Origin of the sequence: Ignavibacterium sp., from assembly GCA_032027145.1 — a bacterium.
In the GTDB taxonomy this organism is placed as follows: Bacteria; Bacteroidota; Ignavibacteria; order Ignavibacteriales; family Ignavibacteriaceae; genus IGN3.
Genome location: JAVSMP010000001.1, coordinates 2,180,177 through 2,194,941, shown reverse-complemented (window position 1 = coordinate 2,194,941; position 14,765 = coordinate 2,180,177). Strand labels below are relative to the sequence as shown.

Sequence of the window (14,765 nt, the reverse complement as noted above, 5' to 3'; positions counted from 1 at the left end):
ATTTTTCTCTGTTTTTGTGGGAACAAATATATCTATTGAAGCCTATAAATGCAATTTAACGATAAGCAATTATCCCTTGAGATTAAGAAGAATGTTGTTTTAATTTGCAGATGTTAATCAATAAAATTGTTTATATGTACAGAATATTTGTATTAATAGTTTTTTTAAGTGTTATTACTCCGGCTCAAAAATTTGAGATTAATGATTCTTATGGTGATTTTAATAATGCAGTTTCATTTTACATAACTGCAAATGGATTAATTTATGTTTGTGACAAAGGCGATGATGAAATTATCTTACTTGATACTTTAGGAAATGTTTTAAAAACATTTGGCGGATATGGCTGGACAAACGATTCATTTGATGACCCTGCTGATATCTTTGCCGATCCTTTATCAGTTTATGTTTCTGATAAGAATAATAACTCAATTAAAAGATTTGATAAGAATTTAAATTTCGTTTCTTCATTTAATAGAAATGAAAACAGCAGTTCAGAAGAACAATTTGGCTTTCCGTTAAGTGTTGCGGTTTCAAATCAGGGAGACCTTTACCTGATTGATTCTGATAACAGAAGAGTAATTAAATTTGATATCTACGGAAATTTTTTTCAGAACTTCGGCGGTATTGATGCAGGCAAATTTCAGCTTAAAAATCCTTCACAACTTGCAATTTCATCTGCTAACAACATCTATGTAATTGATAATAGAGATATTTTTATCTTTGATAACTTTGGCAATGGTATTACCAAACTTCAATTTGAAAATACACTTCAATCTATAAGGATATTGTTTAATAATCTGATCATAACTGATGTAAACAACAATGTTTTCTTTTCTAATCTTAAATCCAGCACCGGCAATGTAACCAGGCTGGATTTAAATTATTCCTTTGAGAATACAAACATCAGTTCGGCTATTATTCTAAACAGTAAACTTTATATTCTTACTGATAAAAATATTTTAGTCTTCTCCAAAATTGATTGATGTTTATTGGAATTACCTGTTCAGAGAAAACTGATATTATTTAGATTGTTTTTATTTGTCTTATCTGTTATTTGGCTAACAGGTATTATTTCTCCCTGTTTTGATATCAACTTATTCAAAACTGTTTATCCATTTCAAAAGCAATTCTATGCAGTAGTTTGTCATCAGGATATTAATAAGTCATTTACTTGCAGCAATATTTACTTTTTGGTTTGTGCAAGATGCAGTGGAATATATTTGGGTTCAGCTTTAACTGCATTAGCTGTTATTTTAATAAACGGATCTTTTAAGATTAAAACAAAACTTCTTGTTTTCTTTTCTTTACCGTTATTAGCTGATGTATTGTTTACAACACTTAAAGTTTATAATTATAATAAAATAATCTCAGCAGCTACCGGTTTATTTTTCGGTTCAATCGTATTTCTATATATTTTAAGTGCAATTGAAAATTTACTTTTACAGAAAAAGAATCCATGAATTTTAAAAAATATCTACCGGTAATTGTCTCCGGATTTGGTGCAGCAGTTCTTTCAACAGTTCCGGGAATAAAAAATTTTAGTTGTTGTTTACTTATACCGGCAGCAGCAGCATTCAGTATTTTACTGGATAAAAAAATTAGTAATTCAAACGAGATGGTTTTACTTAACAAGTCCCTTGGTTTTGGTTTTCTCACTGGTCTTACAGCAACAGTTTTTATAACTATTTTTGAGATGCTAATAACTTATATAACCAGAACTAACGACTTTATTCAAACTTTACCTCAGTCAGAGATTATAATCCAGCAATGGGATCTGGATTCTTTGTTCGGTGATTCTTTAGAAATGATGAGAAATGCTGCACACAAAATTGAAAAGACCGGATTTTCATTAAGTTATTTACTGATGTTCTTATCAAGTCATTTTATTATCAATACAGTTTTTGGAATAATTGGCGGTGCTTTCGGTATGAGTCTGGCTAACAGAAAATTAAGAGAGGAAAAATAACTTAAATGGTAACTGCATTAATTTTCTTTTGTCATCTTATTTTTGCACTTGTAATCTTTACTAAAAAATGGCAGGATGATAACCTTGCTTCTGGTTTTCAAAATTTAGCATTTATTGGAATTTTCTTTGCGGTTGGCTGGTCAATAACAGGAATGATAGCAAAACTAATTATGGAACAGGAAGGATTGGGTCTCCATTTCGACAGAGATACCTTTTCACTTGCTTTACTTACATTAATTGAGTTTTTCTTTTATAAATTTTATTACAAAGAAGAACCTACTGTAAGCGGTAAGGAAAAACAATAATTGCGGTCTGATCAGTTTGAGCCTGATTTATTGTTAATGGTTCAAATCTCCATTGCCATAATGAATTAATTGCAGCATTCTCAAGTCTGGTATCAGCTTTTGTCAACAAAAATATCGAGCCTACCGTTCCGTCAGGTTTAATTGTAAACTTCAATCTGATATCAATTTCTTTATTAACACCTTCGGGATAAGTTGGAATAACATAACTGTAAATTTTCCGCGTTCCCAGTCCGCCGCCTTCAAAATGGAAACCAAAATCACCACTACCCTGATTTAAATTTCCTTTTTTATCACCAGGCGGATTATTGCTTACTCTTTCTTCTGTTTGACTGGTAGTTTCCTTTTTAACTTCTTTATCTTTTTTTGCAGGATTAACATCAGCAACATCAGTATTCTTTGCCTTAGGCAGTTCAACTTCCTTCACTTCAAGATTTTTTTCTTTGGTAGTTTCCTGTTGTTGTAATTCTGCTTTCTCAAGTCTTTCATCAAATGCAACACCTTCAGTTCCAGATGATCCGGTTCCACCGGTAGTACCAAAGGATAACTCAACATAATCTTTTGGCTGATATTCAAATGAGATGTTAACAATCAATAAGATAAGTAATAGAATTAAGTGAAATCCTATTGAAGCAGAATAAGAAAACCTGTTAATATTTTGAATTGATATTTGCATTTTTATAGATTCTCTTTTTCAGTTTCAATTGTAAACTTTTCTATATTAGAAATCTTAGCAGCATCAATAACTTTAATAACAAGATCGATTGAAACAGTTTTATCAGCACGGATTATCAGATTATCTTCATTTGTTTTTGTCTTTAATTCATTCAATTTTGCCGATAACAGATCAATATTTACTTCTTCCTCTCCCGCAAAAACTGCACCTGCAGCAGTTAGTGTAACAATCATCTGCGATGGCTGAGATCTTTCGTTCATCTTTGAACCGGGCAATTTAACTTTAACTCCGGTTTGTATTACAAAATGAGATGTTAATAAAAAGAATATTAACAACAGCATCACAATATCGGTTAAAGATGAATAAGCAAAAATGCTTAACGGCTCTTTAGATAATTTAAATTTCATTTGATTACCTATAATTCCATTTCTACTTCATCATCACTCTCAGAATCACCTTTACCTTCATCCTGTATAACATCAATCACATCATTAGCAACTGTTTCCATCTCACCGACAAGTTTTTTTACAGCTCCTAAAAAATAATTGTAAAGTGCAAGAGCTGGTATTCCAATAATCAATCCAAAAGCAGTTGTGATTAATGCCTCCCATATTCCTCCGGCTAAATCACTTGGATTTGCTGCTCCAGCCAGTTCTTCAATTGTCATAAAAGCTTGTATCATACCGGTAACAGTTCCTAAGAAACCAAGCAAAGGAGCAATACCAGCAACCGAAGCAAGCACCGAAAGTCCTTTTTCCAGTTTACTGACTTCCTGACTGCCGGCGTTTTCAATTGCATCTTTTACTCTATCGTGTCCGTACCTGTATTTGTTTAATCCTTTCCGTACAATATTTGCAACCGGAGATTTTTCCTCAATGCAATAACTAATTGCGCCTGAAATATCTTTCTTCTTAATAAATCCGCGAATCCTTACCATAAAAGCCGGTACATTAATTTTAGCTTTTCTTAACATCAAAAAACGATCAATAGAAACAGCCAGACCGATGATAGAGCTAAGAAGAATTGGCCACATTATTAGTCCGCCTTTTAGAAAAATATCAAATAGGTTCATATTATTCCTTCAATAAATTTATGGTCTTATATTTTTGTTAATAAAATTCTGAGCTTCTTCTTTTGTAGAAAAATTCCCAACTCTTACTCTGTACCAGATACCACGTCCCCGAATTTCAGCTGTTTCTACAAAAGCATTGTAACCTTTGTTCCTGTATTTCCCTGCTTCATTTTCTGAGATTGAACTAACCCTAAAAGATGCAACCTGAACAACAAAATGGTCTCCATATTTAAATATGTTGTTTCCAACATTTAATGCTTTATTGTTTGTTATAGTTGAAGTCGTTGTTAATGGTTTTGATTCGGGAATCTTAACAGGTACTTCCGGTTTAACTTCTTTCTTTTCAATTTTTGTCTCGGGTTGTTTCTCAGTCTTTTCATTTATCACAGGTTCTTCTTTTTTTACTTCTTCCTTTTCAATTTCTTCTGAAGCAATGGTGTTTTGTTCTAAAGTAGTTTCTTCAGTTTGAACTGGATAAGGAATTGACACTGGAATATCATAATCTCTTTTAATAACAGTTGTATTGGCTGTATTAAGACTTATGTTAATATTTCTAACCGGATTTCCCTTCTTCTGATAAAATTCCAGATACCAATAAAGAGCCAGAGAAAGTACAATTACAATCAAAGGGAAAATGATAAATGGAAGATAATTTTTTCTTTCTACAGGTTCATAATATTCAGCTTTTTGTTCAGTTTGTTCCTTAACATCTTCTTTATCCTCGTCTTCTGATTCATCAACAGATAATTCTATTCTATTAGTTTCTGCTTGTGCTTCTTTAATATTCTCATCATAAGTTTCAGCAAGTTCAGTTATAATATCTTCCTCAGGTTTTTCTGAGTAATCAGGATTTTCTATCACTTGTTCAGTATCAGATGAGATAACAGCTTCGTCATTTTCTTTTTCTGCTTGTGTTTTATCGGGTGTATATGTTTCAAAATACTTTGATGTATTCTCCCAGAACTGTTTATCTTCAGCAGTATCAGGTGTTTCAATTATTTCTATATTCTGCCCGGTAACTTCATCAATTTGCATTTCATCAATATTTAATTCATCAATCAGTAAATCGCTATTATTTTCAGAAATATCTGATTGACTTAAAACCGGTTCTGCAGATTCAGATGAAATAATCTCCGTTAGTTCACTTTTTACTTCATCTGTATTTTCATCAAAGCTCAACAATTCATCCAACTTTTGTGATGAATCATTATCAACATTCTCTGATAAAGAAACCTCAACAGGTTTTGTCAATTCTGCATCACCAATTTCAATAAAAGAATCTTCAATTAAAGTTTCAGTTTTCTCTTCATTAAATTCTTTTTGCTTTATCTCATCTTGAATGAGTTCTTCCTTTTTTTGATTTAAGTCGAAACTAATCTTTTCATCAGCGATGTCAAGTATGGATTCCACTTCAATCTGCTTAGATAAATCTTCACCAAAATCCCATGCGATGTTTTTAAGTTCCTGGGTTTGTTTTTCATATTCACTTAATTCAGATTTCTGAACAGTTTGTTCATCAGGCAGTTTCTCATCAGATATTTCAGTATCAGTATAGTCATTCCATTTTAACTGAATCTGATTAGAATTATAAGACCTTGCATCAATAACAAGAATTGGAAAATTTTCTGCTAATTCAGCTACTACAGCGCTTGTAACAACCTTATCTACTTTGGACTCAATCAGTCTTCTGTATTCATATCCCGAAGTTGGAATATAAATATCATCAAAAGGAACACCTCTTAATGGTATTAAAGGTTTACCAATACTTAGGCTGAAAGCAGTGTCAATCGGGTGGAAATTGTCGTCATCGGTAAAAGGAATACTAAATACTAATCCTTTAGTATTTGAATTTTTTAGATCACTGTCTTCAGAAAACAAGATAAGATCAATTTCTTCTTCTGATACTTCGTTATCTCTATAACTAAATGCCGGTTTTTTGATACTTCCTTTAATCAAGTGGAAATATCCGAAACCACTCAGAAATAATGATTGTCCGATTTTCGTATCCGAAGAGATTCTTTTTAACAGAAGTTCAAAAAATATCTTCGCATCCTGATCAGGGATACCCGAATTTTTCGCAAGTTTTCTTATTAATTCTGCTTTAGTCATAATCAGTTTTTTATAGCCGATAATTTATGCCAAAAATAATATTTAACGGAATTTCGCGGTAACCATTCCAAAAATAGTTTTTCTGATTTAAAAGATTATTAATATCTAAAGTTAAATCAAGATTTGGCTGAAAAGAATAAATAAAAGATAAACCTAAATCGAAATAATCACCAAGTGATATTTCATTTTTTAAGTCCGAATATCTTTTAGACTGATAATCCAGTTTAATACTTGAACTTAATCCATTAGAAAATTTATAAGTGTAAATTGCATTTAGTTTCAATACAGACTGATAAGGTATCTGATTTCCATCTACGTCTCTGATATCTGATAACTCAAATGAGCTATAGAATTCTCCATAAGGTCCAAGATAAAACAAAAAGTCTGCAAACGGACTAATACTTTTCATATCAGCATATTTCAAATCAAATTTGCCTGAATCAGTTGAAGGAATAAAATACGGAAAATTTTCTGAAGTAAAATATTTTAATCCGCCATCTATCTGAAAATACTTGTCATATTCATATTTAACAGAAGCTGTTAACGCATTACTTTTTTTCCAGTAAATACTGCCAATACTATCAACTCTGAAGTAATGATTTTTTCTTAAAAAATTACCCGGACTTTCAAACTGAACAGAAGGAGCATATTCACCAAACAGTGTAATATTCTTGTTTAATTTCATCGCTACCGAAGCATAAACTGCATTATAAACACTGCCAGCTGTTGTTGAAAAAGTCCAGCCAATACTGCCTTTGATTAGTTTAGTAAAACTTAAACCAGCAGCTGGTCTGATCAGGAAAGAACTGTTTCCTGAGTTATTGCTTAAATTATTTTTAATTATATGGTTTTGATAGTCAATTACTGTTTCAAGATTAAATGAAGAAAATTTAGCTAATGCTTCGGCTTTTAATCTTATATTCTGTTCACTAAAAATTTCCTGAGAAATATTGGTAATATTATCATTGAACTTAATACCAAATAAAAAATACTTACCAAAATCATTTTTGATTGCTGCTTCAATTTTACCATAATTCAAAGTTCTTCTTTCTCTGGGATTATCTGAGGCGAAAAACTTAAAGCTTGTAGTTCCATAGTTTCCGTTAAGTGATAACTGAGTACCTGGGAAAATCTCACCATTAATATCAGACCAATAAGTCAGATTAAAACCAAATCTTGTTTTATATCTGTCGCTGTTATCTTCGTATGCTCTAATATAGTTACCGTTAAACATCCCTTCTATTATTCCATTTTCAAAAGGATATGCGTAATTACCGGAAACTGTTGGAATTGTGTAAACACCTACGCCAACAGAAAGATTTCCTTTATAGAAAGAAACATCATCCAAAAAACTCATATCACTTTTTAGCGGATTTGAAAAACTGCCTATCTCTAATTCTTCAGGTGAATAGGCAGGTTTTATAAATTCCTCATTAATTGAAGAAACAAAATCCGGTTTAATCTTATCCACCTTTTTAATGTTAAGCTGACTTCTGCCGGTAATTACAAAATCAGGAAGTTCTACTTCAGGATTTTTAGTTTTATCATCCTGTGCAAATGAAACAAATACTGTAAAAGATATTATCAGAGAAATTAACAGTTTCATTGTACCTTCCTTAATTTTTGTGCTGCTTCATTACCTATCGGAGTGCCGCGGTATTTTGCCAAAACCGTTCTGTACATTTCAGCAGCGTTTCGTTTATCATTAAGCTTTACATAACAGTCACCGCTTAACATATACGAACGCATCAACCATTCCTCATATCTGGAAAACACAGTTCTAACTCTTACCAAAGCTGTAAGAGCATCATTATATTTTTTCTGATCGTAAAGTGACTGACCAAGATAGTATTGGGATTTAGCACCTAATTCATCTGTCCTGTTTTCAGCCAGTGTTATAAGAAGTCCATCAGCGTTAGAAAATCTTCCACCGGCAATATCAATTAATGCAAGTTCAAATTTTGATTTATCTCCAAAGACAGTTTCAGGGTAATACATTACCACTTCCTCAAAAACCGAGTAAGCTTCCTGAAATTTAGACATCTCCAAATATGTCATTCCTTTATTATACTGGAATTCCGGAACCTTATTTGATTTCTTAAGTTGATTGATACCCTTATCATAAATATTTATTGCTGATTGATAATTTTTAGCTGCACGATAAATATTTCCAATCTCAAGAATGGAAGCAGAAGCTAATTCCGATGATTGGAAATTATTTGCAACTATATCAAAGTTAAAAATCGCTTCTTCACTCAGTCCTAAATTCTGTGCGCTTTTTCCAATCCAATAATATGCATCCGGAATAAGACTGCTGTTTGGATATGCAGAAGAAAAATGAATGTATTCTGATTTAGCTTTATCATATTGTTGTAATCCATAGTAAATCTCACCTTTCTTAAACAACAACTGATCTGAGTATGGCAAACCTGGATTTTTAGAAACAAACTCGCCAAGAAATGATATGGCTCTTTCCGGATTTCCTTTTGCAACATAACTATATTGAATACCATTTACAGCATCGAACACATATTGAGATGATGGGAATTGAGATAATACTTTTTCATAATTAACAATTGCAGAATCATATTTACCTTGATTAAACTGCGCATCTCCAACTGAGTAATAAATAACCGGTTTAAGTTTTGTCCCGGGATATTTTAGAATAACATTATTGTACTGGGCAATCGATTGAGGATAATTTCTTTGCTGAAAATAAATCCAGCCAATTGTAAATAATGAAACTTCAGCATATTCAGAAACAGGAAATTTTTCCTGAATATTGATAAACTCATTTATTGCCTCGGCAGTTTTACCGGATTTATATAAAGCCTGAGCATATTGATATCTGGCATAAGGATTTATGCTTAATCTTGTATCAGCAGTAAATAATTCTTCATAAATTTTACTTGCGGCAGTATAATTCTTGCTTCCGAAGTAGCTGTCAGCAAGTCTAAGTTTTGCATCAGAAAATCTTTTATCATCTTTATATTTTTTTACAAAGTCTAAAAACTGAATTGCTGAATTTTCATAATCACCGCTATTAAAATAACAATAGGCTTTGCCGTACACAGATTGTAAGTTAATTTCAGGATCGTTTCCTATCGCAAAATTATAACGATTTAATGCTTCACTATAATTATTCAAAGCAAAATGATTTTCAGCAATAAAGAAGTTAAGTTTTTGTGCTTCAAAAGATGGATCAGAATTATCTAATTGATTTAAATGCTTTAATGAGTTTTTATAATCATTCAGGTGATATTCTGTTATACCAATCCCAAGCAATGCCCTATTGATAACTGGTTTTTCGGTTTTCTGATTATCCAGGACCAACTGAAAATAATTTTTTGCAGACTTATAATCTCTTTTACTTAATTCGATTTCACCAAGCATTGCAAAAGATTTTGCTTTGATTAAATCATTGTCGGAAGTATTAGCAGAAATCAGGTAGCGAGTAGCCATATCGGTATTGTTGGTATTAAAGTAAACAACACCTAGCTGATACTTAGCTTCTTCAGCAAGCTTATCATCAGGAAAGTTTTCCAGAAATGCTTTATAGATATTATTCGCTTCTGTGTAGTTACCTAAATATCGTTTACACTCTCCTTTCCAGAAATAAGATTTAATGCCGATAGAATCTGGTTCTGTGGATAATTCATTAAACTGATTGTAAGCATCATCATATCTTTTTTGCTGGAAGAAAGACCAGGCAAGTCCATACTTTGAAGGTCTGTAATATTCAGATTCCGGAAATTTTTCCATCACTTCCTGATAACTTTCTTCAGCATTCGAATATTCATTAACTCTGTAATGAGCAGTTGCTAATAAATAAATGCTCTCAGAATACATTTCATCAGATAGATTTGTGAGTCTTGGACTTTTTAGTTCAACAATAGAGCTTTGATAATCTTTCAATTTAAAATAACAAATCCCAATCCTTATTTGTGCAGAGGTAGCTAAAGAAGAATTTTTATGATATGTTAAAAGTTGATCATAATACTTAACAGCATTATTATAATCACCTGTTTGTTCATAGGCATTAGCTAAAGCATACAAAGAATAATCAGCATATTTTTTGTTTCGTTTATCTGCAACTGCTTCTTCAAGAAATTGAATAGCTTCTTGTGTTTTATTTTCAACTGAATAAGATTCACCAATCCAATATAATCCGTTGCCATAATAATCGCTTTCAGGATATTCGTTAATAAGTTTCTTCAGTCTTAATCTGCATAATTCATATTTTTCTGTACTAAAGTAAATCAAACCCAAATTGTATAAAGCTTTGTCCCGGTAATTTGACCAATGAAATGTGTTTACAACGTATTCAAAACCTATTGCCGCTTCATTTTTTCTGCCAAGTTTTAATAAAGATTCTGCTGAATAATATTTTGCTGTTGCAAAAAATTCATCAACAATTTTGTAATCATTGAAAAAATCCTCAAAAAGTCTGTTAGCCTGTGCATATTGCTGATTATGATAGGCATGCATTGCTATATCAAACTTTTCTGATATTTGTGGATATATCTGAAAAAAAGCGGAAATGAGAGTAATTAACAGGAATTTCTGCATACTTAATCCTTGCCTTGAAATTTTGTATAACTGAGTTTTAGACTAATCTAAAAAGATTTAAGTTTTCAGGGAAATATTATTAAAACTCAGGGCAAATATAAACCTCAATATTTCATAAAAGCAAGCCACTAAATGAAATATGGGAATCTTCTAAAGAAAAGTCTTAGAAAGTTTTAAGAAGCTTATTAATTATTTTCAGGATTATTATCTTTTATTTTGACGTGTGTTATAAAGATTAAAAACTGATTCACCAAATTTTGCTGATAATTTTGCATTTATTAAAGACAAATTTTTAATTGATTTCAGTATTACTTTTTTATCAACCTCAACATTGATAGCACCAATTATATGTGAATAAAGCTGGTCTTCAAATTTCATTGCAGATAATATAGATACAATACATATTTCTCTTTCTTTCAAAGAGAGACCTTTTCGTCCTAAAACTTTTCCATAGCCTTCAATAATCAGCCACTCAGCCATTTCAGGTGAAAATGATCTGATATTCTTAAGAAGATTATCATATTTATCAGCATAAATAAGTTTACAATTTCTTTTACCGCGACTAAAGTATTTCTTCAGGTCAAAGCCATTATATTTTTTTTGTTTACTTACTGTTTTATGAAAAATTTTAAGTGAAACAAGTGCAGAAGGAAAACCGGCAAATAAATATGTTTGCAGCAATGCTTCATAAATCTTTTTTGATTGAGTATTATTCTTTATTAATTGTTCAAGAATAATTCTGAAATAACTCTTTTTTCTTAAAACTGAACAAGCGGAAAGTAATGCTAATAACTCAATTTCACTTAGGTCTTTTATCTGTGTTGTTTTTTCCATTGATCCTTAAAACAAAAAACCCTCGCGAGGAGGGTTTAAATTTTCAGGTTAACTACTTAAGACTGCTAAGTTCGTAGTCAGCAGTTTTCTTATAGGTTGGGTCTGCAGAAGCAAGTTTAAAGTTTTCTTTTGCCTTGGTCATATCGCCTTTACCTTTATAGGAAATACCTAAATAGTAATATGGACCACCTTTTGTAATTTTTGATCGATACTTAAGAGCGTTTAAAGCAGCTTCAATTGATTCATCATATTTACCTAATTCTGAATAAACTTTTGCAAGTGAAAGATATGCGGCATCATAATTATCATTATCAACAGCCTTTTTCAGAAACTCAATTCCTTTATTAACATCACCACTTGATAAATAATCATTACCCAGTTTTGCATAAGCAAGTGATATATTTTTCTTAACTTTTTGTTTAACAGCATTACTTGCATTAGAATTTAGGATCTTTTCAAAATTATCAATTGCAGCTGAATAATTTCCCATAGAAAAATAGACACCACCAAGTGCATTTAATCCACCTTCAAAATTACTGTTTAGTTTAAGTGCTTCTTCAAAAGCAGTTTTTGACTCCTCCAATCTATTGGCTTTTTTAAGTGCCACACCCTTTTGATAATAAATTCTATAATCTTTTTCAATCTGTAATGCCGCATTATATTTATCAATTGCACCATTAATATTCTCACTTTTCAATAACGCATTACCTTCATTATAAAGCTTTCCTGCTTCCGGTTTCATTTCCTGCGCAATACTATTTATCGTAAAGCTAAAGATTATTAAAGCTATGGATAATAAGCTGTTTCTCTTCATAATATCCTTCCTTTTATTTTATAAATATTTGAGCTATGTGCGGAAGGCGGGACTTGAACCCGCACGCCAAACGAGGCACTACCCCCTCAAGATAGCGTGTCTACCAATTTCACCACTTCCGCTTAAATTTTGGTGGGCAAATTATATGTATAAGCTATGAAAATCAACACTAAACAGTTCTAAATTAAATTATTTTTGTGTTTTAATTGGTGTCCTCCTGTCAAACAGTACATTACGAATCTCTTCCCTGAACCGTTTTTCAAAAACTACAAACCTTGCGATTTGTTCAGTTGATAAGATATCAGAAAGTGAATTAATAAATTTTTGTTTTTCAGATTCAATTTGCTGTTTTGTCTTTAACAAATCTGTAATAAGTCGCTTTTGATTTTCTTCTTTATGTGAATCCTTATCTTTCATAGTATTTTCAAGTTGAGCTATTATTTCATCGGATTTTTTTTCGAGTTCATCAATATCTTTCTTTGATTGATTTCTCCGTGCAAAGAATCGTATTGCTGTTTCTTCATCAAGTTCAAGGGCATCAATCAGTTTTGCCTTTTCTAATTGTGCCAGTTTATTTTTGTGTTTATTTGGTTTATCGTGCATTCTTTGTGGAATTCCAACAAAAGAAATAATCCCGACTAAAAAAAGTGTTAATAGTATTTTTTTCATTTTAACCTCTCATTAAAATTTTTTTTCCATCAGTTGAGCATAAATCTGATCAATTTTTTCTTCACTGATAAATTGTTCAAAATCAACATTTTCTATATCATAAGTAAAAGCATTAAAATTATCAGGCTCAGATTCAAAATCTATATTCTGACTTAATAAATCATTATAAACAGAATCAATTCTATTAAGACTTTCCGAATCTGCTCTGGATATAAGTTTATCAGAAATATCGAAAGAATTTACTATTGAGTCTCTATCGTTTTCAATAATGGTAACCAGTTCAGAAGTTTTATCAACATCGGTTTTAATAAACAGATTTACTGTCAATACAAATCCGAGTATAATTGATGCAAAGGCAGCTGTTATTGCTCCAAGATTATAATATGATTTGTTTTTCTTATCCACCTGAAGATTATTTCTGAATCTTAAAAGAATTCTGGATGAATATTCTTCGCTTAATTTAATTGACCGTGTATTAGTTATTAATTCTGTAAGCTTTTTATATTTATCAAAATTAGTCTTCAGCTCAGACGAACTTATTAACGAGTTTTCAAATTCATTTCTTTCGTTTTCAGACATTTTACCCATCAGATAATTTTCAAAATCTCCATCATTATATTTCATTACCAATCAGCTCCTTAATTTTATTTATTGCATGAAAATAATTTGCTTTTAGTGTTCCGGTTGCCTTTCCGGTAATTTCAGAAATCTCTTCATAACTCATTTCATTATAATTTCTCATAATAAAAACTTCTCGTTGTTTAACTGGAAGTTTCTGTAAAGCTTTTTCAATTAACTGCAGCTGTTGTTTTTGCTCAAGGTTTAAGATAATATTATTACTGTCTTCCAGACTTTCAGCCTTTTCAAGACTAAAATATTTTTTAACAGCTCTTTTCTTAAGATAATTTATACTTCTTGTATTAGTAATAGTATAAACCCAGGTATAAAATGATGATTTAAACTCAAACGTTTTAATTTTATTATATATCACAAGCAAAACTTCCTGAACAATTTCATCGGCATCAAGATGATTACCGGTCATTCTTCTGGCGTGCCAGTAAATCTTATCCTGATATTTATAGATTAACCGATTAAAAGCAGATTCGTTGCCATCAATAAAACTTTCAATCAGCTTAAAATCATCATCAGTATTATGCATAAGTATTTATATTATGATTTTAGACAAGCATTAAGAACTTTAGGTTTAATCTTTAACATTTAAACCAAAACTAAACCTGATTTGTCAAAAGGTCAAAATCAAAAATTAAAAACCGAAAGGAATAGTTATGAAAAAGTTCTTAATCCCTCTTGTTGCTTTATTGGTAATTATTGGTTTAAATAAGGATATATTTGCCCAAAGAGATCAATATAAGGGCAGACAATATCAAAGAGAAAACAATCTTGAGAAACTAAATTTAACAACAGAGCAAAAATCCAAAATTGAATCTATGCGCTTATCTAACCAGGAAGAGATGGTTAAGTTAAGAGCAGAGTTAGAACTTAAAGAACTGGAAATGAAAAAACTGAAAACCGCTGAAAAATTTTCAAGAAATGATGTTCTGAATCTAACCAAAGAAATAAATGAGATAAAGGGAAAAATCGAATTAGCCAGAACAAACCACAGAATGGATGTTTATGATATTCTGGATGCAAATCAGAAAAAGATTTGGATTGAAATGGATAGAAATCCGGGATTTATGAAGAACAAAGTTAATAGAAAACTAATGCATCAAAGAATGATGACAGATTAAAGT

Annotated in this window: 16 protein-coding genes and 1 tRNA gene; 5 read left to right on the top strand and 12 right to left on the bottom strand. The window is 31.1% G+C overall.

Going from position 1 to position 14,765, the window contains the following annotated elements:
• Nucleotides 1-134: 134 nt before the first annotated feature.
• The 4 genes from ROY99_09185 to ROY99_09170 are packed head-to-tail and all read left to right on the top strand — an operon-like array spanning nucleotide 135 to nucleotide 2,271.
• Entirely contained in the window at nucleotides 135-983 is an 849-nt protein-coding gene (locus ROY99_09185) for an NHL repeat-containing protein (protein MDT3696555.1), read from the top strand.
• Between the two features lie 6 nt (nucleotides 984-989).
• A complete protein-coding gene (locus tag ROY99_09180) occupies nucleotides 990-1,460 on the top strand; it encodes a DUF2085 domain-containing protein (GenBank protein MDT3696554.1) in 471 nt (156 codons plus the stop codon).
• The gene (locus tag ROY99_09175) at nucleotides 1,457-1,966 is read left to right on the top strand and encodes a hypothetical protein (protein MDT3696553.1); all 510 of its coding nucleotides are present in this window, start codon (nucleotides 1,457-1,459) and stop codon (nucleotides 1,964-1,966) included. Before ROY99_09180 ends, ROY99_09175 begins: the two co-directional genes overlap by 4 nt.
• Before the next feature lie 5 nt (nucleotides 1,967-1,971).
• Complete coding sequence (locus tag ROY99_09170) at nucleotides 1,972-2,271, top strand: hypothetical protein (GenBank protein MDT3696552.1); 300 nt, start codon at nucleotides 1,972-1,974, stop codon at nucleotides 2,269-2,271.
• On the opposite strand, the gene ROY99_09165 is transcribed toward ROY99_09170, so the two are convergent.
• The 12 genes from ROY99_09165 to ROY99_09110 form a co-directional block, all read right to left on the bottom strand.
• Nucleotides 2,243-2,944: an energy transducer TonB gene (locus ROY99_09165; GenBank protein MDT3696551.1), complete on the bottom strand. Its 702-nt coding sequence runs from the start codon at nucleotides 2,942-2,944 to the stop codon at nucleotides 2,243-2,245. The two genes, ROY99_09170 and ROY99_09165, sit on opposite strands and share 29 nt — an antisense overlap.
• Before the next feature lie 2 nt (nucleotides 2,945-2,946).
• Nucleotides 2,947-3,351 (bottom strand): biopolymer transporter ExbD, encoded by a 405-nt coding sequence (locus ROY99_09160; protein ID MDT3696550.1) that lies wholly within the window; start codon nucleotides 3,349-3,351, stop codon nucleotides 2,947-2,949.
• A gap of 8 nt (nucleotides 3,352-3,359) precedes the next feature.
• Nucleotides 3,360-4,016 (bottom strand): MotA/TolQ/ExbB proton channel family protein, encoded by a 657-nt coding sequence (locus tag ROY99_09155; GenBank protein MDT3696549.1) that lies wholly within the window; start codon nucleotides 4,014-4,016, stop codon nucleotides 3,360-3,362.
• An 18-nt stretch (nucleotides 4,017-4,034) separates the two neighbouring features.
• A complete protein-coding gene (locus ROY99_09150; protein MDT3696548.1) occupies nucleotides 4,035-6,125 on the bottom strand; it encodes an SPOR domain-containing protein in 2,091 nt (696 codons plus the stop codon).
• A 10-nt stretch (nucleotides 6,126-6,135) separates the two neighbouring features.
• Nucleotides 6,136-7,731 carry a TonB-dependent receptor gene (locus ROY99_09145; protein ID MDT3696547.1) on the bottom strand — a complete coding sequence of 532 codons (1,596 nt, stop codon included), beginning with the start codon at nucleotides 7,729-7,731 and terminating at the stop codon, nucleotides 6,136-6,138.
• Nucleotides 7,728-10,694 (bottom strand): tetratricopeptide repeat protein, encoded by a 2,967-nt coding sequence (locus ROY99_09140; protein MDT3696546.1) that lies wholly within the window; start codon nucleotides 10,692-10,694, stop codon nucleotides 7,728-7,730. The genes ROY99_09145 and ROY99_09140 overlap by 4 nt, the downstream gene beginning before the upstream one ends.
• A 204-nt stretch (nucleotides 10,695-10,898) precedes the next feature.
• Nucleotides 10,899-11,528 carry a hypothetical protein gene (locus ROY99_09135; protein MDT3696545.1) on the bottom strand — a complete coding sequence of 210 codons (630 nt, stop codon included), beginning with the start codon at nucleotides 11,526-11,528 and terminating at the stop codon, nucleotides 10,899-10,901.
• A gap of 52 nt (nucleotides 11,529-11,580) precedes the next feature.
• Nucleotides 11,581-12,342 carry a tetratricopeptide repeat protein gene (locus ROY99_09130; GenBank protein ID MDT3696544.1) on the bottom strand — a complete coding sequence of 254 codons (762 nt, stop codon included), beginning with the start codon at nucleotides 12,340-12,342 and terminating at the stop codon, nucleotides 11,581-11,583.
• 38 nt (nucleotides 12,343-12,380) lie between these two features.
• Nucleotides 12,381-12,464: transfer RNA gene (locus tag ROY99_09125), tRNA-Leu, on the bottom strand.
• Between the two features lie 67 nt (nucleotides 12,465-12,531).
• On the bottom strand, nucleotides 12,532-13,011 hold the full coding sequence (locus ROY99_09120; protein MDT3696543.1) for a hypothetical protein: 480 nt from the start codon (nucleotides 13,009-13,011) through the stop codon (nucleotides 12,532-12,534).
• Nucleotides 13,012-13,023: 12 nt separating this feature from the next.
• Nucleotides 13,024-13,635, bottom strand: coding sequence for a hypothetical protein (locus tag ROY99_09115; GenBank protein ID MDT3696542.1), 612 nt, complete (start codon nucleotides 13,633-13,635; stop codon nucleotides 13,024-13,026).
• Nucleotides 13,625-14,170: an RNA polymerase sigma factor gene (locus tag ROY99_09110; GenBank protein MDT3696541.1), complete on the bottom strand. Its 546-nt coding sequence runs from the start codon at nucleotides 14,168-14,170 to the stop codon at nucleotides 13,625-13,627. Before ROY99_09110 ends, ROY99_09115 begins: the two co-directional genes overlap by 11 nt.
• 127 nt (nucleotides 14,171-14,297) lie before the next feature.
• Between ROY99_09110 and ROY99_09105 the strand changes: the two genes are divergently transcribed.
• On the top strand, nucleotides 14,298-14,762 hold the full coding sequence (locus tag ROY99_09105) for a Spy/CpxP family protein refolding chaperone (protein MDT3696540.1): 465 nt from the start codon (nucleotides 14,298-14,300) through the stop codon (nucleotides 14,760-14,762).
• Nucleotides 14,763-14,765 lie beyond the last annotated feature (3 nt).